A 23684-nucleotide genomic window follows, 5' to 3' on the forward strand; every position below is an offset into this window, starting at 1 on the left:
AAAAGCAACAACTGCTTCAGACACAACAATAAGCTGGCTGCAAATATTGTCATTATTCAGTTACTCCATATTAACTAAGTGAATTATCTCATAAACACTCCCACGGTAAAAGCCAGCCACTTTGAGTTACAATAAACAAATCATTGCCCATTTACTCCTGATTACATTGATTTACCATCAACTGGCACTGAACGTGCCCCTCTACCCACTGTTAACATACGCCCATCCAACCACCTTGCCGGCAGGAACAAGGGTAGCCGTACGCTTTCGCAACCGATTGGTAGCAGCCATAGTATGGGAAAGTGATATACAGCCGGAAATAGACCTTAGCAAAATACGACCCATTGAGAACATTTTATCGGATGGCTGGCAATTGCCCGCAGACTGGCGTGCACTACTTAGCTTTACTGCGCGCTATTATCATTATCCTCTTGGACAAGCCGTGATGGCGGCCCTACCCAAAGGTCTGCGTCAGCCTCAAGCCGTGCCATTACCGAAACAAGAACACATTTACAGCCTCAATGCCCTTGGACGCATCCAGCCAGCACCTCCGGCTCGTTATCATAAACAAAATGCATTATGGCAGAGACTATTAGCCGCTCCAGCCACTCTGCACCAGCTTAAAACCATACATACTCAGGCATCACAATATCTTAAACAGTGGCAACAACAAAACTGGATAGAAGCCAGTCACATACCGGCTTGTGGACCTGTACCGACCAGCCGGCATCAGCTCAATCAGCAACAGCAACTAGCCAGTGCAGAAGTACAAACCAGATGTGGACAATTTGCCCCATTTCTATTGTATGGCATTACTGGCAGTGGTAAAACCGAAGTCTATTTCGACATCATGGCCAATATAATGCAGCAAGGTAAACAGGTACTGTTTTTGCTGCCCGAAATCAACCTCACACCGCAGCTTATGCAACGGGTACGCCAGCGTTTTCCACATACAGTTACTACTATATTACACAGCCAGACCGCAGCCGGACAACGTACCACCAACTATCTTCAGGCAGCTCTGGGGCAGGCAGCTCTGGTTATCGGTACACGTCTGGCCATATTTACCCCCATGCCTAATCTAGGCCTGATTGTTGTCGACGAAGAGCACGATTATTCATTTAAACAAGAAAGCGAACTACGCTATCAGGCCCGTGACCTGGCTGTCTGGCGGGCGCGGCAGGCAGCTTGTCCAGTGGTACTGGGTAGTGCCACTCCGTCATTAGAAAGCTGGTATAAAACGCGGCACGGAGATTACCAATTACTGCAACTGAGCGAGCGGGCACACACCAACGCCCAATTGCCACAAATACATTTACTCGATATCCGCCGCTTACCACTGGATAATGGTATCAGCGATATCATCAAGCAAAAACTGCAAACCAATGTCGCTCGCGGTGGTTTAAGCATGGTTTACCTAAACCGAAGGGGTTTTGCCCCAGCTTTATTCTGCGATGCTTGCGGTCATACTTTCGGCTGCCCGAATTGCTCCGCCAAACTGGTTTTACATCAGCATGCAGGTCAGCTACGCTGCCATCATTGTGATTTTCACCAGCCCATACCCCCATCCTGCCCGGAATGTGGCAATCAGGACTTGACCGCCGTTGGACAAGGGACTCAGCGCATTGAAGAATACCTGCAGCATTTGCTCCCTAGTGCACGCATTCTGCGGGTAGACCGTGATAGCACAGCCCACCGACAAGACTGGTCGGAAATCTATCACACTATTATGCGTAAAGAAGTAGATGTACTGGTCGGCACCCAGATGCTGGCCAAAGGCCATGACTTTCCCCATCTCAATCTAGTGGTGGTTTTAAATGCAGACAACAGTCTCTATAGCGCTGATTTCCGTGCTCCTGAACGTTTATTTGCCGAATTAATGCAGGTAAGTGGCAGAGCCGGCAGAGCCGACTGCTCTGGTGAAGTATGGGTACAAACGCGTCAACCGGAACACAAAGTGTACCAAGCTTTGGCGGCACAGAATTATGTAACTTTCGCCACGGCAGAACTGGCAGAAAGACAAGAGCTGGGCATGCCGCCATTTAGTTATATAGCCGCCATCCGCGCAGACGCTCGCACCATGAATGAGGCGCAACAGCTTTTACGGCAAGCACAACAAGGAATCGAGCAGCAGCATGCCTTACCTGCCAATGTCAATGTGTTCGGTCCAGTACCGATGCTGATGGCCCGACTGGCTGGGTACGAACGCGCACAAGTATTTCTAGAAAGTAAAAACCGGCGCGACCTACACCACAGCATTTCATTATGGCAAAATTGGCTCCTGCATCTGGAAAAAAACAACCCTCATACACGTTGGCTAATAGATGTCGACCCACTGGAAATGTAGCTATACTCCATATATATCTTTTCCTGAGAGTTTGCTCAAGTCTATTCATACCAGACATGCGTTTCAAGTATCGGAACAACTAAACAGTCATTCTAATTTTCACAGTTACTCATAATTTACAAATATAATTATAAAAAAAACGGTCGCTAGCTAGGATAGCAAACGACCAGATTTATTCAAATAATTTGTTTAAGCGCGACCGGTCAGACCGTGCCATGCGCGCGAAAGCCAAGATTTCTGTTTTTTCTGACGCGTCACTTCATTACCATCATAACCAACTTGTGACTCTTTCGGAAATGCACCAAATGGTTTAACAGCATAATTTTCCAGTTTATAACCAGCATCCAGCGCCTCCTGATAATACTGATCAAACAATTCAACCAGATCCTTACGCGGATGAGGCAAAATATCACTGTCAAACCAATGTTTCTGACCAGCAGCGGTTAGACGCGGTATGGAGTATTTATGACTGAACTGCGTACCCATGTCTGAATAATGCAAAATTTTCATCTGTTCAATCGGCATCCCTTCTCCATCGACACAATTCCAAGCCGCCTTATAAGCCTGTACCCATTCCGGATGTTGCTTAAACTTTGCCATCATTTTCTTATGCGAATCAGGGTCAGCGCGCAAACTAGCCAGCTCAGGCAAAATCGATTTAGCTTTGGCGCAATCCCAGACACAAGTACACAATCGAGTAAATCGTTTACCCTTAGCATGATCATGTACTTCTTTAGCCGCAACAATCGCTTCGCCTTCAATCGGATGTGCCCACAATTCCGCTATATCAGCCAATACAATCATATCCGCATCCATATAAATGGCGCGTCCCTCATAATTACAGGCGGCTGGGATCCCCCAGCGAAAACCGGAAAATGGCGTTGCCCACTTTTCTGTATGCCAGCCTGCACCCGTTTGTGGATCAGAATACCACGGACTTTTCGGATCATGACTTAATTGCATCCAGACGATTTCTACCGGCCGCGATGTGTGTTTGTGGATACTGTAATCCACCACCATCATCTGCTCCAGATCACAGTTATTCGGGTCACAACCCACAAAAACCTTAATAACATCGTTGCTCATGCATAGACTCCCGATTTTGCTTACATTTTGAGAATAATTGTAATATTACAGCAAAAAATACCAAGGCAAATGATAAAAATAATCAAATAACACTTGATTTGGGGCAAATAATGCCACAACACTAGACTAAAATTTGCCACATCTGAATCATAACTCACTACGAAATACTAACTTTCAGCCTACCCAAACCATACTTAACCAACATTATCAGCCACTGTCTTAAAAATATTATAAGACTCAAGCAACTTATCCATATCATAAATATAGCTGACTGCCATCACTTCATCCGGCTGCAAACGCAAGACATATCCTTCTAACTGCTGCCTAACTGTTTCTGGTGCGCCCAATAAAGTACAAGCGGTAAAATTTCGTACGTAGGCTTCTTCTTCAGCTGTCCACAAACCATCCATAGACGGTACTGGCTGATGCAGCGCTTTCCGATTATTCCGAATCAGCCCCAGCACAGACTGCAACTGCGTCGTTTGTAAATAAAGAGCCTCATCATCAGTAGCAGCCGCCACCAGATTTAGACAGAGCATAAAAAAAGGTGCAGCCAGTTGAGCAGACGGCTGGAATCGCTCACGGTAAATAGCAGCTGCTTCATCCAGAAAACGCGGAGCAAAATGCGCCGCAAAGACATAAGGCAAACCCAGACTGGCTGCAAGATATGCACTGTCAGTGCTAGAACCCAATATATATAAGGGAATATGAGTGCCCATACCCGGATAAGCCTTTACTAACCCCTGCTGTTGCTCATCACCTAGATAACGTTGCAACTGCACCACATCATCCGCAAATTTAAGCGAAACATCGTTCAACTGGCGCCTCAGAGCAGCAGCGGTTACTCTGTCTGTTCCAGGCGCTCGCCCCAGCCCTAGATCAACTCGGTGCGGATAAATTGTAGCTAGAGTGCCATATTGTTCAGCCACCAGCAACGGACTATGGTTAGGCAACATCACACCGCCACTGCCTACACGAATATGATGCGTATGGCTCAGCGTATGGCCGATCAATATCTGTGTCGCCGAACTGACCACCATCGGCATATTATGATGTTCAGCAATCCAGTAGCGTACAAACCCCAGCTGTTCGGCTACCTGTGCCAGACGCAACATATCCCGTATTGCCGAAGCTGCCGTACCATTGTCTCGACGCGGCACCAGATTCAAAATTGAAACAGGTATCGCCATAAAACTTCCCGTCTTTAAAATACACAACAGAGACTAAGTTATTCCGTTCTTCACCAAATTACAAATATATTCAATTCAAATACAAAAAAACCACTGCAGGAAACATGCAGCGGTTTAAAAAAAACTGATAACAAATTATTCTGGCAGTAGTTCAATTTTACTAGGGTCCCGACCTTGCTGCTTCAACGATACCACTGAAGTAAACAGCATATCACTGGAAGAATTCAGAACAGTTTCGGCAGAATCCTGAATCTCGCTGATAACAAAGCCAATGGCCACAACCTGAGCTGCAATGGCTGGATCAATTCCGAACATGCTACACGCTACTGGAATCAGCAGTAATGAACCTCCCGGTACACCGGAAGCACCAAGTGCACATACTGTAGCCAAAATACTCAGCAATAATGTTTGAATAAAGCTTACATCCATACCCAAAGTATGCACAGTAGCCATCGTCATCGTCGTAATTGTAATAGCTGCACCATTCATACTCATCGTTACACCCAAAGGAATAGAAAGTGAGTATATTTCTTCGGGCAACTGCATACGCTGAGCCAGACGAATATTTACTGGAATATTGGCGGCCGAACTACGAGTAAAAAACGCCGTAATGCCACTATAACGCAGGCATGTAAATACCAGTGGATAAGGATTTTTACGGAAATTCAAAAACACAATCAGTGGATTGATTACCAAGGCCACAAATACCATCAAACCAAGTAATACTCCAATCAACTCAAGATAATTTTTTAATTTAGCCAGACCATCACTAGTAAAATGCGAAGCCACCAAACCTAGAACTCCGTAAGGGGCAATGGCCACCACCAGCCGTACTACCCAGATAGTTGCATCAGACCAGTTTTTAATTACCGATTTAGTTGCTTCACTACTGTGACGTAAAGCAATACCCAATGCCGTCGACCACGCTAAGATACTGAGGAAATTGCCAGTAGCCAATGCATCGATCGGATTATCCACAAACTTAAGGATAATATTCATCAGAATCTCAGCTACACCTTCGGGCGGTTTCTCGGAAGCCGGCGGCACATCCATCACCAAATGCAGTGGATACAAATAACTCACCGTTGAAGCCAGTATTGCAGAAATCAGCACCGTTATAGCATACAGCCAAGCCACCGACTTAATACTGGAAACATTATCAAACTTATTATTGACAATCGAAGATATCACCAGTACGAAAACCAGAATAGGTGCAGCAGCACGCAAAGCCTGAATGAATACCCTGCCAAGAAATTCCAGTTTAACCCCGTATTGCGGTAAAAAAGCCGCGATAAACGCGCCAATAATCATACACACTAACATGCGTACAATCAGATTACTCTTAAACAATATCCATAAAAGTTTCTTCATTTACAATCCTTAGTTACAGCCGGATAAAACATATGTAAAACAGATTAAAAACCATCCAGCCATGCATAAAAATTCATTACACCAAATCAAGTTTTTAAATCCATTTCCATCCACCTCCACAACAGCCTAAACTTAACAGAAAACCATTACAACTTAGCAGCTGGATAACAAGTTTAGCATTAAAATAGCCTGAACCTACGAATAAACATATAACAACCAAAAGAGTTAAAAAACAGCAGCTCTTAATTAACTCAACTCAAATAGATCAAGCAGCCCAAAATACTAAAATGCTATACTGCAAACCTCAAAATCGCCCGATACAGCAATCAATGAACAAAGCTTCACAAAATTACATATTATGTATGAAATGGGGGCAGAAATATGGCGCGGAATATGTCAACCGACTATATCACATGGTAAAACGTAATCTGACCCTGCCATTTACCATGATTTGCCTGACAGATGACGCGAGCGGCATTCATCCTGCAATTCAATGCCATCCACTGATACCATTAAACTTGCCTGCAGGCTTACCAGAACGCGGCTGGAATAAACTTACCACTTTTAGTGCCAACCTGTTTGGTTTACAAGGCACAGCCCTATTTCTAGATATAGATATCGTTATCATCGATAACATTGATTGCTTCTTCACCCAGCCATCCAGCCGTCCCGATGAAGTCTGGATTATCCGTGACTGGAAAAAACCTTGGCGCAAAGTTGGCAACAGTTCTGTTTATAGATTTCAAATTGGTGCAATACCAGATTTAATGGATTATTTTCGCAATCATTTTCAACAAATCCGGCAACAATTCCGCCATGAACAGGCTTTTTTATCATGGTATGTGCGTGAACATCATCAACTTAGCTATTGGCCAGAAAACTGGTGCCTGAGCTATAAGTACAATGTATTAAAAAAAATGCCTTATGCAATATGGCAAGCACCGGAAAAACCTGATTTTGGTAAAATCATCGTTTTTCATGGCGAAGTTAATCCTCCAGATGCCATCAAAGGTGGCGGAGGTAAATGGTACCGTAAAATTTTACCGGCTCCTTGGCTAAAAAATTATTGGCAATAATAACAAACCACTATGAAAACAGTTCAGACTCACAGTAAATTCTTCATTATTGGTAATGCTGACGAACAAAACTCCATAGCAGACCTGATTCAGCATGATGACATCGTAGTCCGCTTTAACAACCCCAATCCAAACTGCACACTTAAAGCAGATTGGATATTCATTGCCAATGGTTACACCCAGATTAGACATCTGGTAATCGAACATCAATTTTTAAAACCCGAAACTCAAATATTTTTCCGCTATAGTAAAAAAGATATTTTCTATAGTCGCTACCAGAACATCCCTATGCATAAACGCATAAAATACCTATGGCGTTTTCCCAAATGGATAAAAAAATCGCAATTGGATCAATATTTCATCAACACCATACCAAGCAACATTTACCGCCACTGTGCCGACTCACTGGGTTTCCGTCAACCTAGTACAGGACTTCTTGCCATTGATTATATTTGCCAGCAGTACCCAAAAAATACCGTATATATTCACAACTTTACTAGTGAAGGCTGGACCGGACATAACTGGGACGACGAAAAACAACTAATCCATACCTGGGTAAAAACAGGGAGAATAATTGCTATTTAAAAAACTTCATTTATGCGTCAAGGCAAATAAAGCTGATTTCAACATCAATTTAGCCGCTTTATCCCACAAATGAGTACGCAGCAACAACAAAATTGTTGTACGAATTGACAAACGTTTCACGACAAAAAGCTCAGCTGCCTTGTGCAAAATTGCCTTTTTTTCTTTTTCTGGCATAGCTGTTTTAGCAAGCTTCCGGCATAAACGAAAATAGTACAAATGAGCCTTATACAGCAAATAAGCACAACATTTCTTATCACCTACAATAGTTTCAGCATAAAATGCTTGAGTGAGATAAGCTTCAATACCATAAACCTGCTTTGGACTCATTTTCTGCACAATAGAATTTGGCCATATACGATAATGCACCAAAACCTGCGGATAATAAAAATACGTTTGGCATTCATGCAGCAGACTAGGTGTATTCGCAATATCTTCGTAGGCAGGAATAGTAAAACGGCAAACTTTTGTCGCCAACTGGCGTCGGAAAACTTTATTCCAGAAATAATGTTTTCCATCCATAATAGCAAGATGGAACAAGTTTCCATTTTTCTGATGCAGTAAAGTATTGGCCGGAGCAATCGATAAATGCTCCTTCGATTTCAACTTACCAGTATTATCAAAAAATACATCATAATCAAATAGAAGCACATCTGGATGGTATTGTTTCAAAATACCCATAATCTGTTGGACTGCTAGCGATTCAACCTTATCATCCGAATCAATAAACCAAATATACTCAGCTTGAGTTGAATGTAAGAGACATTGGCGTACCTGCGTAATACCTTTATTTTCCTGACCACACAACACGCGAATAAATGCATCTGGGTAAATTTGCTGATATTTTCGGATAATAGCCAGCGAGTCGTCCTGCGAACAATCATCATAAAAAATCACTTCAACATTAGCCGGCAAATTTGGCAATAAAGATTCCAGCAATTCAGGTAGATAAACTCCTACATTGAATACCGGAATCAGAATACTTAACTCTATTTTGCCCATATCAGCGAAAATATCCTTCATCTCCCACAAACTTATTCTTCAAAATCACTTTGTATAATAGGTACCATTAGTCGTTGCGCACATCTTGATACAGACAGCTGACGACAGCCCATACGTAACTGCGCCGCCAGCCGACGGTATTTAAAACATAAATAATGATAAAAATGGTTAGCCTGTGGTTTAACATTATTTTCAGGTGTTATCGTTGAAACAAAAGAAACAGGAGGGTTCAAACCATAATTAGCACATTGATCCAGTTGAATGGCAGCAGCCGGATAAACCTGCCAGCCATTTAAGTCATAAGACCGGCATAAAAAAGCGTCAGCCAATGCCGGAGCCGTAAACTGCGCTCTGTTTAACAGCTTACGTGCTCCTGATGGAAATAAAACGTAAGCAGCAGCACCTGTTCGATCCTGATATAAACGTCGCAATTCATAACCCTTAATCAAAGCCAAGCTTTTTCGATCCAGCCACTTTCTCCGGTGCCTAGTTTCCAGATTCACATAATCTAACTCACAAGTCAGAGAAGATATTGTTGTCAAAAGTTCAGCCGTTTTATGTGAAAGCAACGCATCATCTTCAAGAATTAACCAAGGCTGACCAGTTTCCAAAACAAATTGCCAGGCTGCTTTATGGCTCAAAAAACAGGCTAATTCTGCCGGACGTAATTTACGCTCCCAACCATTTGCCTGATGCTCATACTGATCAGATAATATATCTTTCGTACTCACCGCATCCAGACGCCGCATGGGAATCTGTAAATGAGTCAGCTGCTGACGCTGGAATCTCAGTCGCTCGGCAGAATGTTCCAGATTAATTACTAAAGCAGAAATCATCTGTTACTTTCATTACAGATATTTATTACAATGAACCATCTACAATGAACCATCAAGTCGGTTTGGGAACAAAATATTCTCAATTTCAAGAATCCTATCCATCCGGCGCTGTACCTTACTTTTTCGAATAGAAAACAATTTTCCATTGGTTCGCAGATTTTCATGAACCACGCGCGCGGCCTGCAACTGCTCTATATAAACCCGTTGTTTGGGGGCGAGTAAATTATCCTCACGATCAAAAATCCAGCAAAAGCCCACTGGCAAATGAGCAACTTTATAGCGAGGATGTGCAGAAGCTTGGTCTGCCGCAATTACAGATTGTAATACCTCTTGATCCCATATTGTCGGCTGAGCAATACACTGACGGTTCCATTCGGCCAATAAATGTCTGGCAGCAGCTGTATCCTGAAAAAATAAAGTAGCCGAAACTAAATGACCATCACCCAAATCATAATAAACAGCTATATCACAATCCAGACCAGCCAAATATTTTAACGGTGAAACATGGAAAACCGCATCCACATCGACATACAACATCGGACCACTCACCAAATCGCGCTCATGCATCAAATAGTTCGACTTAAAAGAAGTATTAGCTTCCCATCCCCCCTTACTGGAAATCGTTGTAATTTTAACTTTGATATTTAAACGCTCAGCAGAAGCACACATCCGTTTCGCTTCATGCGTATAAAACTCATCATCCGTATGATAAGCCACCACTGTCACCCCATCAGCAACAGAAGCTTTCATTTCTTCCGTTACCACTTCAGCTAGCGGTACCACAACCCGACGATTCTTCGCACGCCAAGCATATTCCCTACCCAGTTTAACCATTATTGATATTCTCAAACATGAACGAGATTAATTATAACCGCGACCAACCATACATGCGTATTACATCCAGTCTGCGTCGCCAATGTCGCCCCTTCACAAAAAATCTTATAAATTTTTGCCAAAATGTCAATTTAAAGCGCACTCGATGAGGAATATCAGAATCCAGTGACTGAAATGCCAATGGTTCAGCCAGAAATCCCTCTTTTAACAAACCACCACAATAATGCCAAACTTTATCGATCGGATAAAAAAGATTATCACTGGCCAAAAGCATTTGTTTTGCCCCTTGCAAAGAGACAATATAACAACAAGCTAGAGAGGGAGCAAAATCACATTCACAGGCAATCATCCCATTATGCAAAGCATGTAAACGATAAATTTTCCACTTAACAATTGCCTTGACCTCTATCATCCGCCAAGCTTTACGCTTTATCACTTGCCAAAATGCTGGACGAATAAGTTGTTTTTGGGAAAGTGATTTTTTAATTTCCACAGCATCAATATCATAATATGGGCGCTTCAAAGTCAGATTCAAAAAATCAAATGAATGATAATTTTTTTCTTCAGCAATTAAAGAAACCAGCTCAGAGCTCAACTGAACATCATCTTCCAGCACTAAAGCAAAAGGAATACTCTCATCTACCATCCGCTGCCAGACGGCTCGATGAGATAAAGCACAGCCAAACTCTCCGTTAACAGCCTTACGTTTACACTCTAAGGCAAATCTCGGCTGATTTAAAAATACTTTCTGCTCATCCGTTAAACAATTACCATCAACAGCACTGATTCGTTCGAAATCAATCCCCAAATTCCCCAATTGCCGTTTAACGAAAATTAACCTATCTGAACGTCGATCCAGATTTATTAAAAAGGTTTTGAGCATTTATTCAACACCATACCAACGAAATCATAATTTATTCATAAATTATAACCAAAAACCACAAAACAATTCACAGATATTGTTTCTCTTAAAACCACTGAAACCTACATATACTGCTAAAATACGGATCTAACTTAACCAATAACCCCTAACAGATTCACAACAATTTAAAACCACAACTCTCCAAAAGTAATTTAACAATGCCGCAACAAACTATTATTCTAGCTATGTCGAGCTATAGCGACTTCGCCTGTGCCATCAAAACTCATCTAGAATATCATAATTACAAAGTTATCTTTATTGACAGTACTTCAGAAACACTGAAAAAAAAGATTGAAGCTAATTTTCATTATCCCAGTCTGAAAACGCATATCATTAATACTATCCGAAAAATATTTTTGTTCGACTTCACCTATAAAGCTGTACTGAAAGAACAAATCTATCACCAGGAGCTATATGACAAAATCCAGAATACACTAGGAAATCATAATTATGACTATACACTAGTTATACGTCCGGATCTGTTTTCCATCGCAACATTAGAGCTTCTGAAAAGCCATACAAAAAAGAAATTTATAGGCTATCAGTGGAATGGTATCAAACGCTTTCCCAAAACCGTTCCAACAATAAATTTGTTCGATCGTTTTTTTGTATTTGATCCTTTAGATGTAAATAATCCGGAATATAGCCAATTTCATTTGAAAGGGATGAGTAATTTTTATTTTGACATGTACCATCCACAACCAGTACCCCATAAAGGGCTCATTGCCTACTTCGTAGGATTACATGTTGACAACAGAACAAAAGCCCTCCAAACCTGTGCAAAAGCACTGATAGAAAATGGCGTGAATTTAGATTTCAATATCAAATTGCGCCCTTCCGAAGCAAGCAAAGCAGTCCAATATACAGAACAAAACATATGTTTAATTGCTCAAAATATTTCTTTTGAAGACAATTTAAAGCACGTTAATAAGGCTGACATACTTATAGATATCGTTAACCCGATACACAATGGCTTATCATTTAGAGTATTTGAAGCCTTGTACTATAGAAAAAAATTAATAACTAATAATTCATATATAAAGAATTATGATTTTTACCATCCTGATAACATTTTTATCTGGACAAAAGAAAAAGACTTGCAGCAATTAAGTGATTTTTTAGTCAGACCATTAATCAGCATTCATCCTGATATCATATCGAAATACAGTTTTGCCAATTGGATAAAAAATATTCTGGACGATTCACCTTACAAAGAAATATCAGTTATATAACATTGAAGCTACTGCCCAATATAGCTAGGCTAAAACCTTACATGCTTAATTGAAAATGAAAGGATTGAGATACAAAATACAGATACGTAAATCTTTTAAAAACCGTATCTTGTATTTTGTATATACGAACTATTATCAAAAAATCAGTACAGTTTAATCATTAAAAATTCAATCAACAACATTTGAAAAATAAGCATTATCAAAATAAAACATGAAAATCAATTATTTACAATAACTAAATGTTAACATCAGCTGAACTTCTGTTTTCACCAAACTGCATACGGTGTAGCACTGCATAACGACCGTTTCTGGCTAACAAATCCTTATGTTTACCTTGCTCAACAATTCTACCCTGATGCATCACCACAATATTGTCAGCAGTTTCAATAGTTGAAAGCCGATGAGCAATAACAATTGTAGTCCGATTTTTCATCAGAGTTTCCAGAGCTGATTGAACCAACCTTTCAGATTCTGTATCCAGTGCACTAGTAGCCTCATCCAGAATTAAAATAGGCGCATCTTTTAACAGTGCACGCGCAATGGCTAGTCTCTGTCTCTGACCACCAGAAAGTTTCATCCCCTGATCACCTACTTGAGTTTGTAAACCTTCAGGCATATTACTAATAAAAGACCAAGCATTAGCGGCCTTTGCAGCCTGAATAATATCAGCCTCTGTAGCCTCAGGGCAGCCATAAGTAATATTATTGGCTATAGTATCATTAAACAAAACAACATCCTGACTAACTAGCGCCATCTGGGAGCGGAGACTTTTTAATTCAAAATCTTTTACATCAATTCCACCAATACTTAAGTGCCCACTAGTCACATCATAAAACCTTGGAATCAGATTAACTGTAGAGGTTTTACCGCAACCCGACTCACCAACCAACGCAACTACACTGCCCTGTTTAATCGTCAGACTCAAATGATCAATCGCGTTTTTATTTGCTTCACCGTAACGTAATGTTACATTATTAAAAGTTATATCACCTATCGGTGAAACAAGCTGTTTTACCCCAAGATCTTTTTCTTCAGGCTCGTCCAGAAAATGGAAAACACTATCTGCAGCCATCAAACCTGTCTGCAACACACTAGACATATTAGTAATTCGCTTTAATGGATCAAACATCATCAGCATAGCTGATAGAAAAGACATAAAATCACCGGCAGTAAATCCTGCATGACTGGCTCTTTTAGCAGCAACATACAAAATAATCGATAAAGAAGTTGCAATTAATAATTGCGTCACAGCACTGCCTATAGAAGTATAAGACTGGCGTCTTACTGCAAGGCTTCGTAATGCTTTATTTGTCTTTTCCAAACGATTCTGTTCATAATTTTGACCGCCATAGATACGTACCACACGAGTACCATCAATGGATTCAGACAAAATCTGCATCACCTGACCAAGATCATTTTGACTTCGTGTAACCAATCGACGGATGCGTTTATTAATAATCCTTACACACCACGCAATCAAAGGAATGGTCACAAAAGTAATTAACGTAAGTTGCCAATCAAGATAAAACAACCAGATTAATAAACCAAGAACGGTAACACCGTCTTTAGCAAACACAGTAATCACATCAAAACCGGCTGCAGTAATCCCTTTGGCGTCATTCGTAATCCGTGACATCATACGCCCACGGCTATTTTCCTGATAATAGCCGATTGGAAGCATCATCATTTTGGCAAACAAATCCCGCTGAATTACCTGAACCATCTGATTCGAAATATATGCACTAGTGTATTCATTAATATAATTAGCAATACCACGAAAAATAAATAAACCGACAATTTCAAATGGAACCCATTTCATGGCTTCCATGTTTTTTTCGACGAATCCATTATCGATGATTGGTTTCAACAAATAAGCAAACAGAGGCCCTGTTACCCCTACCACAACCATAGCCAGCACAGAGATAAAGAAATACTTTACAAGTCCCCGCATATAGGGGAACAACCTCTTATACAGATTCTTCGGTGAATAGGCATTGGTTTCTTTACTTTTTTTCATTCGTTACCTAGAACAATCAAAACATAAATGTTATATAAGTTTAATATAGATCGTTAATACATTGTATTAATCAAAATCTTTCAAATACAAAAACTTTTAAAATATTAAACACCACAAGCAATTATCCAAGCTAATTATCCTATCTAGCCTAAATCATCACATCAATCATAACTAAGTATATTCTACCAAAACAAGAAAATCTTGCATGGAAAGTTTAAAAAGATTCATATTTATTGATAATAAAAATATTGATTAGTTAATATTAAAATTATGAGAACATCTATATTAGATAATAATAAATTTAATTATAAACAAACATATTTATTCTTAGAAAATAAACAATGTCTAGTAATCAATTAAAACTTTCTAAATAAAATTTAATACCAAATAATCTCGCAAGATTGATTAAAAAAAACACAACACTTAAAATAATTAGTTTCAAATTGCCAAAAACTCTAGTTTGAATTTGTTTCATGAGAAATAAAACTATTTTATTAGCCATGCCACCAAGTAATGGTATCGTAGACTTAATTGCAAAAAATTTGCAATTTCATGGGTATGAAGTATTTCGTGTGGATAGCATATTAGATTTTGAATATGCAAGCATCAAAGACCGAATATCCAATTTTTTTATAAAGCATGCCTTACGTAACAATAATTACAAAGAAAAATTGAAAGCGAAACAATGTTTAAATAAAGCAGAATTACTAATTGGAAACAAACAATATGATTACACTATTGTTATCCGACCAGATTTATACCCTAAAAGTGTTTTAGAAATGTTAAAACAGCAAACCAAAATTAAATTTATAGGATATCAATGGGATGGACTTAAAAGATTTCCGGTAATAAATCTTATACATTTATTTGATAAGTTCTATATATTCGATCATACAGATATAATAAATAAAGAATATAAAAAATACCATCTACATAAGACTACAAATTTTTATTTTGATATGCTTACGCCCCAAAATATAAAAAATGATGTGATGCAGGCTTATTATATTGGAGATCATCAAACTTGTCGCGTACAAGCAATTGAGCAATGCATAACAAATCTTACTGCCAATGGAATTAAAACAAAGTTTATTATCCCTACAAGCAAAAGAAAAGATATTAATTGCTATCAATCTAAGCATATCATTTTTGGCAAAGAAAACCGAATTAATTATTTTGAAAATTTAAAAAATGTGAATTCATCAGATATACTGGTCGACTTTGTAGTTGGAGGACATCATGGTCTTTCTTTTCGTCATTTTGAAGCTCTTTATTATCAAAAAAAATTAATTACAACAAATATATATGTTAAAAATTATGATTTCTATCATCCAGAAAATATATATATATGGGAAGATAAAACACATAATGATATTAAAGATTTTCTAAAAGAACCTTTTAAACCAATAAAAGCAGAAATATTCCAAAAATATAGTTTCAAAAACTGGATAGAACAAATCCTTTACTCATAAGCTTAATAAGGTAAACTATTAAAATATAACAAATACCTATAAATTTTTTGTTTTATATGATTTTTTATATACAATTTGCTCGTAAAAAGTTATACTAAAAAATTGATTTAAATAAATTTTACAACTAGCAATTTTTCTGACGCAAAGTAATAAGTAAGCAAAATTGTGAAATATTGTTATCATGATTATTAGGTTTTTGGTGTGACGCATTATGAATTCAACCGACTTTCAATCTATTCTTACCTCTGCGCAACAATACTATGCGCAAAATTTACAAAAAATTGATCAAACATATATTAATAATGTTTTAGAAAAATCTAATGACTTTGAAGTAATATCTTTTGATATTTTTGATACGCTTTTAACTCGATTATTTGAATGTCCTATTGACTTATTCGCTTACGTAGAAAATCAGCTCCAAGTGAATAATAGTAATTTAAAAGATTTTGCTAGAAATAGACTCCTAGCAGAAGCACAAATACGAGATATTTTGCATCGTCAAAAAAATAGAGATGAAGTGACATTAGATGAGATTTATGACTATCTTTTTGATACAAATAAATATAATACAAGTTTACTAAATAAAGCAAAAAAGCTAGAGCTAATAGCCGAGATAGATAGCAATATCAGTATAGAAGATAATAAAAAACTAATTTTAGAATTAAAAAAGCTTGGTAAAAAAATTATATTTGTTTCTGATATTTATTTATCTAAACAATTTATTGAAACTCTTCTTGAAAAGAATCATTTAAACTTATATGACGAATTATATGTCTCATCTGACTTATTATCATCAAAACATAGTGGAAGAATTTGGAAATATGTTTTAGAAAACAATACAGGCTATAAAATATTACATATAGGCGATAATAAAGTTGCAGATGTTATACAACCTAGAAAATTTCATATAAATACTTATCATTATAAGCGATTTTTAGGACAAAGAAGATTAGGTGCACAGCTTTGTCAAGAAGTAGTCCCTTTTTCATTAATGAATAAGGTGTATCATTTAACTAATGGTATCTACTCTTTGAAAGAGTTTAATGAAGATTCATTCTGGAATGGTTTAGGGGAAACACTTGGGGCTTTAATTTTATATAGTTATACTTCATGGTTAAAAAAACATATTAAAAAAAATGAAATCAACCACATTTATTTTTGTGCAAGAGATGCACAATTAATTCAGAAAGTATGGCAATTACTAGATTTAGATAAAGAATGTAATACAACTTCCAGCTATCTCTATCTTTCAAGGAAAGTCTTACGCTTTCCTACATATTACATAGAACTTAAACAAAATGGAAAACTTTCAAGTGACTCTTTGACTTCAATAGTGAATGAATCATTACAACATACCGATACTTATATAACATATTTTAATCGTTTAGGAATCGATGCGCAAGATATCTTAAATACTAATTTTGTTCAGAAATTTGGTTCAATCAAAAATGCTTTTGATTTTAAAAAAATTGACAAATTAAAAATATTTATACAACAAGAATTAACTTCTATTTTGTTAAAAAAATTTGAAGAAGAATATACAGAATCAATAGAATATTTCAAACAAGAAGGGTTATTTGAAGTAAATAAAAAAATAGCGATAATAGATTTAGGTTGGAGTGGCTCAATTCAATTGGCATTGAGTAAATTTCGTTCACATATGGGTATCGAAAGTAAAATATATGGATTCTATTATGGGTTATTTGGACAAACTGCTTCAGGAAGACTTTATAAAAATGGTCCAATGAAAGCTGCTTTTTTTAATATTTTTTCTTCTATATCCGAAAAAAAATTATATCAAAATTGTGTAAATATTTTAGAAAACTTACATTCAGCAGATCATGAAACTACCATAGGTTATAAGAAAGATGAGAAAGATATTTATCCTTGTTTAAAGGATGATAAAAAAAGTATTTATATTGAACAATATCTCCAAAAAATTTCTATCTTTCAGAAAGGTGTGTTAAGTACAATTGAAAAATGGAAAAAAAATAAATCCGTTTATGGTTTGCAAAAAAATTATATCAATACCGAAGTTGCAAAAGCAGCAATTTTTCAAGTTTGTATTTCTCCTCTTAGATACGAACAAACATATTTGGGAAGAATTAAACATTCTGCACTTTTTGATCATCAAATAATGCAATGTTTAATAAACCAACAATTACCTCAGAATATAAAACAAGTCCGATTTTCATTTGGGGGACCGGGAGGATGGCAATGTGGTACAATTCAGTATTGGAAAGAAAATCGTAAAAAAATTAAACCGCAAGTATATCAATTTGCCCTCCAATATTTTAATGAATATCCTAAGTTAATTAAAAATTTTATTGAAAACTAATTATGTTAAAATCAGCAAATCAACAATTATATCCAATAAACTATTTTGAAAACAATACTGTTGACAATCTGAAAAGGGATGGTTCAGTTGCTATTATAATGAGGACCAAAAATAGGCCCTTATTGTTAACTAGGGCTCTTGAAAGTGTAATTCAACAATCGTATTCTAACTGGCATTTATATTTAATCAATGATGGTGGTGATGCTAAAGAAGTAAATGAGTTGGTTGAGATTAATTTACCTTATTTAAAAGACAAAATAACAGTAATTCATAATTCTACTTCTTTAGGAATGGAAGCTGCATCAAATTGCGGTTTTGATATTGCCACTGAAGAATTCATGGTCGTACATGATGATGATGATTCTTGGCATTATAATTTTTTACAAGAAACAGTAAATCATTTAAATTCCAACCAAAATGCAGTCGCTGTTGTAACAAAATGTTTAGTTATATATGAAGAAATAAATGTAGACACCGTTAAACAGTTACGTACAGAAGATTGGTCTCATTGGCAACAAACTATAGATATAGGGTACTTGTTAAGACAAAATATTACACCACCAATTTGTCTGTTAATTCGCATGAATGCGGCAAAGCAAATCGGAAAATTCAATGATCAGCTTCCAGTGCTAGGGGACTGGGATTACAATCTAAGATTATTTAGAATAGGTGAAATACATTCTATAAATGAACAATTGGCTTTTTATCATTTAAGGGCTTCTTCTAATAATATATATGGTAATTCAGTCTGCGCGGGGGCAAACCTGCATCATAAATATCAGATAGAATATAGAAACTCAATTGTTAGAAAGGCTTTATCTGATAATTCAGCAAATTATGGTATTTTACATTTACTTTTAAACGAAATGGATAAAAAAAATACTGAATTAACAAATAAAATTAATGAATTAAATCATAAAATAAATGATATTCAAGGCAATGTGTGGTATTTAAGAAGAAAATCATTTCCTCTGAAAACAATTGCAGCAAAAATTAGGGATACAATAAGAAAATGGAAGAAAAAATAAAAAAAATTAATATAATTAATTTATTGACGTTGTTTTTAGATAAAAAATTTTATTATTGGAGTAATCCTGGCAATTCTGGTGATGCATTGATAGCTCATTCTACTTATTTATTATTTGATTCTTTAAATCTTAATTATGAAATAATAAATGATACATCACTACTCAAAAATCAAACCATATTATTTGCTGGTGGTGGTAATTTAGTTGAAGGAAAATACGATGAAATGTATAAAGAGATTTTAAAATCTGTCAAGAATAATTCCTGTATTGTTCTTCCACATACAGTTTTAGGGTATCCTAATTTATTGAATGAAACTTTTGGAAATTTAAAGATTCTTTGTAGAGAAAATTATTCCTTTAATAACTGTATTTCTAGCCAAGCTAATATGGATAATGTATATTTATCTGATGATATGGCTTTTTATTTCCCGAAATACTATTTTTCAAATTTTGAACAAAAAGGAATAGGCACCGCATACTGCTTTAGAACTGATGGAGAATCAGCAAATCTATTCGATTTACCAAGAAACAATATGGATATTTCTTTATCTTGGAATGGAAGTCTATGGTCTAATAAACATCTAGCTAAACATGTTTCGTTAAGTTTAGCTGGCTATTTGTCGAATTTTGAGACCATTGAAACAGATCGTCTTCATATTGGAATACTAGGTTCTATATTAAAGAAAAAAGTAAAATTATTTGCAAATAATTATTTTAAAAATAAAGCTGTTTATGAAAATTCGTTATTAGAACAGTATCCTCATACTTGTTTTATAGATATTAATCATCTCCATTAAGAGTATCTGAATAAATTTGTTATATCATTAGTATAAATAGAGTATGTTAATTTTTTTAATATACTCTATTTAATAATATTTAGTTTTATTGTGGTAAGGTAATTTTTTGATATGAATCTAGGTTTAAAATATTCTTTATCCAATTGCCAAAACTATATTTTTGTATGATTTCAGAATCAATTACAACCATCGGTTTAGCAAGAAATTCTGATAAAAGATTGTAATTTTGTTTTTCCCAAATCATTATATTATTGGGATGAAAAAAATCATAATATTGAACGAATGGATTAGTTGTAATCAATTTTTTTTGATAATATATTGCTTCAAAAACCCTGAATGATAAACCATGATGTATGGGATTAACTATATCAACTAAAATATCTGAATAATTAATATTAGATATATTTTCATGAAAGCTTAATTTATTTTTAGCTCCAAAAGTAATAAGATTTTTTTGTTTATATTTAGAAATTTTCCAAGGATCGTCTGTTGGAATTATGAATTTTAATTGAATATTATTTTTATTTAATTCAAATGCACAACTATCAATTGCACTTATCCGTTCATCTATATGTGACCCAACAAAATAAGCAATTTTTCCGGTATGACCAATAGGTGCAGGTTTGTTAACATCAAAATAAAAATTTGTTATTCCACTCAAATGGAATTTCTTAAAATCATTGTTTTGGATATCGTTAGAATCAAATACATAAAAACTATCAAATAAATCAATAGTTGCCAAAACTGCTGGAAACCGGGTTAAACCATCCCACTGATATCCTATCATTGATTTAGTAACCCTTGTTTTAATGAGTTGCAACAATTTTAAAGGATAAGTATCAGGTCTTATGATTAAAGCATAATCATATTGTTTAGACGATAAATACATTTTTGTATTATCGACTAACAATTTTTCTTTAAGCAAATGTTTATATGAATAATCCCTAAAAAAGATTTTACGTACTAAATGAAATATTCTATCTAAAACATTTTTATATCTAAAATTTTTAATATATTTAGGGTTGCTATCTACAAATGTAACATCAAATTGATAATATTCCAAATTTTTTATTATTTCAGCAAAAATATCATTATGCTTTGGCATAGCAAGAATAATCCGCTTTTTAACCATCCAGTAGCCTCAAAAACTTTAATACTTCCTTTTAATTATACTTTAATCAAATTGATGGTGAAAATATACCCAAAATTTAAGACCTCTATAACACACATTATTTATAGAGTGCATTCTCATGTGCAAAATTTTATAATACGTATATATAAAGCGTTATCCCTTTTACAAGAGCCATTTCAAAATAATTAATTATTTTTGATTTTCTGAAATAAATGTTGTAGGAATGAAATGAATATATTAGTTACAGGCGGAGCTGGTTTTATAGGTTCCGCCTTAATCAGATTTTTGATCGAACATACAAATCATCAGGTTTTGAACTTAGATAAATTAACCTATGCTGGAAATTTAGAATCTTTATCGTCAATAGCACGAAATCCAAGATATCATTTTTATCAAGCAGATATTATTGACTCCTATGCCCTAGCCAAAATTTTTGATAATTTTCAACCTGATGCAGTAATGAATCTGGCGGCAGAAACACATGTCGATAGATCAATTAATGGGGCTTCAAATTTTATTCAGACCAATATAATAGGAACATTCCATTTACTAGAATCTTCTCGTATATATTGGCAAAAATTAAGTAAAGAAAAACGGCTATCTTTTCGTTTTCATCATATATCTACTGACGAAGTATTCGGAGACCTCAAAGATAGTAGTCTTTTTTTTACAGAAATGACACCTTATGCACCTAGCTCACCATATTCTGCCAGTAAAGCCAGTTCAGACCACCTTGTTCGAGCATGGTACCGCACGTATGGTCTGCCCATTATACTTACAAATTGCTCTAATAATTATGGTCCTTATCATTTTCCAGAAAAACTTATACCGCTTAGTATCTTGAATGCTTTATCCGGCAAATTATTACCAATATACGGTAATGGTGAGCAGATAAGAGATTGGTTGTATGTTGATGATCATGTAAGAGCACTTTATACCGTTTTGACAAAAGGTAAAACCGGTGAGAGCTACAATATTGGTGGGCACAACGAACAAAAAAACATCGATGTTGTTAACCAAATATGTGATCTACTTGAAAAATTAGCTCCAAAAAAACCCATTGGAATTAATAAGTATAGAGATCTCATTACATATGTTAAAGATAGGCCTGGACATGACATTCGTTATGCAATAGATGCTAGTAAGATTAAGAATGAACTAGGCTGGGTACCAAAAGAAAGTTTTACCTCAGGTTTAACCAAAACTGTTAAATGGTATATTGAAAATCCAGTATGGGTAAAAAACATACAAACTGGAGAATATAAAAATTGGATAAAAAAACAATATAATAATATTTGAAGTATATATATAAAACAGTATTTATTGACTATATACCACTTTTAAATTGAAATTTAGTTAACAACCTAAATAATTTTAATAAGGTTTGCTTTTTATTAATTTGACAAAATAATTCGCTATAAAACACTTTTTAATGCACATGCGAAATTAATATACTTAGTTAAAATCAATCTGAAAAATTTACATTTAGGTTATAATATTCCTCTTTTACATTAGCTTAAGACTTGCCAGAAAGAAAATCATGAAACGGAAAGGTATTATTCTTGCTGGAGGATCTGGTACGCGGCTGTATCCTATTACATTAGGAACTTCAAAACAGCTATTACCGATTTACGATAAACCTATGATTTACTATCCGTTATCTATTTTGATGATGGCTGGAATTAATGAAATACTTATTATTTCTACTCCAGAGGATTTACCAAATTTTCAGAAACTATTTCATGATGGTAGCTCTATTGGGATTAAAATTGAATATAAAATACAACCATCTCCAGATGGTTTAGCCCAAGCATTTATTTTAGGAGAAGAATTCATCGGAGAAGAAAACGTAGCTTTAGTTTTAGGAGATAATATATTTTACGGCCAAAGCTTTGGACAACAATTACAAATTGCTTGTAATCAGACTTTAGGCGCTACTATATTTGGTTATTATGTTAACGATCCTGAGAGATTTGGTGTTGTAGAGTTTGGGGCAAATGGCAAAGTACTTTCAATCGAAGAAAAGCCTTCCCATCCTAAATCCAATTATGCTGTTACCGGATTATATTTTTACGATAATCAGGTTGTTGAAATGGCTAAAACTATACGTCCTTCAGCAAGATCCGAATTAGAGATTACAGATATAAATAATCTTTATTTAAGTCAACAACAATTAAATGTTCAATTGTTAGGAAGAGGTTTTACATGGTTAGATACAGGTACACATGATTCTTTGATAGATGCCAGCCAATTTGTACAGACTATTGAAAAACGGCAGGGTTTAAAAATTGCATGTTTAGAAGAAATTTCATTCCATAACAAATGGATAACAATTGAACAACTATATGAGCGTGGGAAATTTTTAAATAAAACCAGCTATGGACAATACTTATTAAAATTATACAACGAATATCATAAATAA

At 35.8% G+C, this 23684-nt stretch carries 19 protein-coding genes; 10 read left to right on the plus strand and 9 right to left on the minus strand.

Annotated elements, in window-relative coordinates; genetic code table 11:
• Positions 1 to 166: 166 nt before the first annotated feature.
• A complete protein-coding gene (locus tag ABU615_RS05990; protein WP_370389353.1) occupies positions 167 to 2347 on the plus strand; it encodes a primosomal protein N' in 2181 nt (726 codons plus the stop codon).
• A 189-nt stretch (positions 2348 to 2536) separates the two neighbouring features.
• Here the strand turns inward: ABU615_RS05990 and ABU615_RS05995 are convergent, their stop codons facing one another.
• From ABU615_RS05995 to sstT, 3 genes are all read right to left on the minus strand, one after another.
• Positions 2537 to 3433 carry a glycosyl transferase gene (locus tag ABU615_RS05995; protein WP_370387610.1) on the minus strand — a complete coding sequence of 299 codons (897 nt, stop codon included), beginning with the start codon at positions 3431 to 3433 and terminating at the stop codon, positions 2537 to 2539.
• A 194-nt stretch (positions 3434 to 3627) separates the two neighbouring features.
• Positions 3628 to 4623: an LLM class flavin-dependent oxidoreductase gene (locus ABU615_RS06000; protein WP_267408597.1), complete on the minus strand. Its 996-nt coding sequence runs from the start codon at positions 4621 to 4623 to the stop codon at positions 3628 to 3630.
• Positions 4624 to 4758: 135 nt separating this feature from the next.
• Positions 4759 to 5994, minus strand: coding sequence for a serine/threonine transporter SstT (gene sstT, locus ABU615_RS06005; protein WP_267390827.1), 1236 nt, complete (start codon positions 5992 to 5994; stop codon positions 4759 to 4761).
• 329 nt (positions 5995 to 6323) lie between these two features.
• Between sstT and ABU615_RS06010 the strand changes: the two genes are divergently transcribed.
• The gene (locus ABU615_RS06010) at positions 6324 to 7070 is read left to right on the plus strand and encodes a hypothetical protein (RefSeq protein ID WP_267390828.1); all 747 of its coding nucleotides are present in this window, start codon (positions 6324 to 6326) and stop codon (positions 7068 to 7070) included.
• Positions 7071 to 7082: 12 nt separating this feature from the next.
• Positions 7083 to 7655: a hypothetical protein gene (locus ABU615_RS06015; RefSeq protein WP_367490482.1), complete on the plus strand. Its 573-nt coding sequence runs from the start codon at positions 7083 to 7085 to the stop codon at positions 7653 to 7655.
• A gap of 6 nt (positions 7656 to 7661) precedes the next feature.
• Here ABU615_RS06015 and ABU615_RS06020 read toward each other — a convergent pair whose 3' ends face one another.
• From ABU615_RS06020 to ABU615_RS06035, 4 genes are read right to left on the minus strand one after another with little or no spacing between them, the layout of a single operon-like run.
• Positions 7662 to 8654: a glycosyltransferase family 2 protein gene (locus ABU615_RS06020; protein WP_367490480.1), complete on the minus strand. Its 993-nt coding sequence runs from the start codon at positions 8652 to 8654 to the stop codon at positions 7662 to 7664.
• 32 nt (positions 8655 to 8686) lie between these two features.
• Positions 8687 to 9490, minus strand: coding sequence for a glycosyltransferase family 25 protein (locus tag ABU615_RS06025; RefSeq protein ID WP_367490477.1), 804 nt, complete (start codon positions 9488 to 9490; stop codon positions 8687 to 8689).
• Positions 9491 to 9529: 39 nt separating this feature from the next.
• Entirely contained in the window at positions 9530 to 10324 is a 795-nt protein-coding gene (locus tag ABU615_RS06030; RefSeq protein ID WP_218966465.1) for a putative nucleotide-diphospho-sugar transferase, read from the minus strand.
• 31 nt (positions 10325 to 10355) lie between these two features.
• Positions 10356 to 11207, minus strand: a complete 852-nt coding sequence (locus tag ABU615_RS06035) for a glycosyltransferase family 25 protein (protein ID WP_370388697.1) — start codon at positions 11205 to 11207, stop codon at positions 10356 to 10358.
• 197 nt (positions 11208 to 11404) lie between these two features.
• On the opposite strand from ABU615_RS06035, the gene ABU615_RS06040 reads away from it, so the two are divergent.
• Entirely contained in the window at positions 11405 to 12478 is a 1074-nt protein-coding gene (locus tag ABU615_RS06040; protein WP_370388698.1) for a hypothetical protein, read from the plus strand.
• A 235-nt stretch (positions 12479 to 12713) separates the two neighbouring features.
• Here the strand turns inward: ABU615_RS06040 and msbA are convergent, their stop codons facing one another.
• Positions 12714 to 14495 carry a lipid A export permease/ATP-binding protein MsbA gene (gene msbA, locus ABU615_RS06045; RefSeq protein WP_370388699.1) on the minus strand — a complete coding sequence of 594 codons (1782 nt, stop codon included), beginning with the start codon at positions 14493 to 14495 and terminating at the stop codon, positions 12714 to 12716.
• Between the two features lie 473 nt (positions 14496 to 14968).
• Between msbA and ABU615_RS06050 the strand changes: the two genes are divergently transcribed.
• From ABU615_RS06050 to ABU615_RS06065, 4 genes are all read left to right on the plus strand, one after another.
• Positions 14969 to 15967, plus strand: a complete 999-nt coding sequence (locus tag ABU615_RS06050; protein ID WP_267408604.1) for a hypothetical protein — start codon at positions 14969 to 14971, stop codon at positions 15965 to 15967.
• Positions 15968 to 16178: 211 nt separating this feature from the next.
• Positions 16179 to 18305 (plus strand): HAD-IA family hydrolase, encoded by a 2127-nt coding sequence (locus tag ABU615_RS06055; RefSeq protein WP_370388700.1) that lies wholly within the window; start codon positions 16179 to 16181, stop codon positions 18303 to 18305.
• A 2-nt stretch (positions 18306 to 18307) separates the two neighbouring features.
• Positions 18308 to 19333 (plus strand): glycosyltransferase, encoded by a 1026-nt coding sequence (locus ABU615_RS06060; protein WP_370388701.1) that lies wholly within the window; start codon positions 18308 to 18310, stop codon positions 19331 to 19333.
• The gene (locus ABU615_RS06065; protein ID WP_267390839.1) at positions 19318 to 20130 is read left to right on the plus strand and encodes a polysaccharide pyruvyl transferase family protein; all 813 of its coding nucleotides are present in this window, start codon (positions 19318 to 19320) and stop codon (positions 20128 to 20130) included. The genes ABU615_RS06060 and ABU615_RS06065 overlap by 16 nt, the downstream gene beginning before the upstream one ends.
• Positions 20131 to 20215: 85 nt before the next feature.
• Here ABU615_RS06065 and ABU615_RS06070 read toward each other — a convergent pair whose 3' ends face one another.
• The gene (locus ABU615_RS06070) at positions 20216 to 21262 is read right to left on the minus strand and encodes a hypothetical protein (protein ID WP_370388702.1); all 1047 of its coding nucleotides are present in this window, start codon (positions 21260 to 21262) and stop codon (positions 20216 to 20218) included.
• A gap of 228 nt (positions 21263 to 21490) precedes the next feature.
• On the opposite strand from ABU615_RS06070, the gene rfbB reads away from it, so the two are divergent.
• Positions 21491 to 22561, plus strand: coding sequence for a dTDP-glucose 4,6-dehydratase (gene rfbB, locus ABU615_RS06075; RefSeq protein ID WP_370388703.1), 1071 nt, complete (start codon positions 21491 to 21493; stop codon positions 22559 to 22561).
• Between the two features lie 241 nt (positions 22562 to 22802).
• On the plus strand, positions 22803 to 23684 hold the full coding sequence (gene rfbA, locus ABU615_RS06080; protein ID WP_367490446.1) for a glucose-1-phosphate thymidylyltransferase RfbA: 882 nt from the start codon (positions 22803 to 22805) through the stop codon (positions 23682 to 23684).

This window comes from Snodgrassella alvi (assembly GCF_040741455.2).
In the GTDB taxonomy this organism is placed as follows: domain Bacteria; phylum Pseudomonadota; class Gammaproteobacteria; order Burkholderiales; family Neisseriaceae; genus Snodgrassella; species Snodgrassella alvi_E.

What these genes read in the sequence shown, in the direction of transcription:
- msbA (WP_370388699.1), bottom strand. Translation starts at nt 14,495, where the DNA reads ATGAAAAAAAGTAAAGAAACCAATGCCTATTCACCGAAGAATCTGTAT.
- ABU615_RS06060 (WP_370388701.1), top strand. Translation starts at nt 18,308, where the DNA reads ATGTTAAAATCAGCAAATCAACAATTATATCCAATAAACTATTTTGAA.
- ABU615_RS06010 (WP_267390828.1), top strand. Translation starts at nt 6,324, where the DNA reads ATGAACAAAGCTTCACAAAATTACATATTATGTATGAAATGGGGGCAG.
- ABU615_RS05995 (WP_370387610.1), bottom strand. Translation starts at nt 3,433, where the DNA reads ATGAGCAACGATGTTATTAAGGTTTTTGTGGGTTGTGACCCGAATAAC.
- ABU615_RS06030 (WP_218966465.1), bottom strand. Translation starts at nt 10,324, where the DNA reads ATGGTTAAACTGGGTAGGGAATATGCTTGGCGTGCGAAGAATCGTCGG.
- ABU615_RS06020 (WP_367490480.1), bottom strand. Translation starts at nt 8,654, where the DNA reads ATGGGCAAAATAGAGTTAAGTATTCTGATTCCGGTATTCAATGTAGGA.
- rfbA (WP_367490446.1), top strand. Translation starts at nt 22,803, where the DNA reads ATGAAACGGAAAGGTATTATTCTTGCTGGAGGATCTGGTACGCGGCTG.
- sstT (WP_267390827.1), bottom strand. Translation starts at nt 5,994, where the DNA reads ATGAAGAAACTTTTATGGATATTGTTTAAGAGTAATCTGATTGTACGC.
- ABU615_RS06055 (WP_370388700.1), top strand. Translation starts at nt 16,179, where the DNA reads ATGAATTCAACCGACTTTCAATCTATTCTTACCTCTGCGCAACAATAC.
- ABU615_RS06015 (WP_367490482.1), top strand. Translation starts at nt 7,083, where the DNA reads ATGAAAACAGTTCAGACTCACAGTAAATTCTTCATTATTGGTAATGCT.
- ABU615_RS06025 (WP_367490477.1), bottom strand. Translation starts at nt 9,490, where the DNA reads ATGATTTCTGCTTTAGTAATTAATCTGGAACATTCTGCCGAGCGACTG.
- ABU615_RS06050 (WP_267408604.1), top strand. Translation starts at nt 14,969, where the DNA reads ATGAGAAATAAAACTATTTTATTAGCCATGCCACCAAGTAATGGTATC.
- ABU615_RS06035 (WP_370388697.1), bottom strand. Translation starts at nt 11,207, where the DNA reads ATGCTCAAAACCTTTTTAATAAATCTGGATCGACGTTCAGATAGGTTA.
- ABU615_RS06065 (WP_267390839.1), top strand. Translation starts at nt 19,318, where the DNA reads ATGGAAGAAAAAATAAAAAAAATTAATATAATTAATTTATTGACGTTG.
- ABU615_RS06000 (WP_267408597.1), bottom strand. Translation starts at nt 4,623, where the DNA reads ATGGCGATACCTGTTTCAATTTTGAATCTGGTGCCGCGTCGAGACAAT.
- ABU615_RS06070 (WP_370388702.1), bottom strand. Translation starts at nt 21,262, where the DNA reads ATGGTTAAAAAGCGGATTATTCTTGCTATGCCAAAGCATAATGATATT.
- rfbB (WP_370388703.1), top strand. Translation starts at nt 21,491, where the DNA reads ATGAATATATTAGTTACAGGCGGAGCTGGTTTTATAGGTTCCGCCTTA.
- ABU615_RS06040 (WP_370388698.1), top strand. Translation starts at nt 11,405, where the DNA reads ATGCCGCAACAAACTATTATTCTAGCTATGTCGAGCTATAGCGACTTC.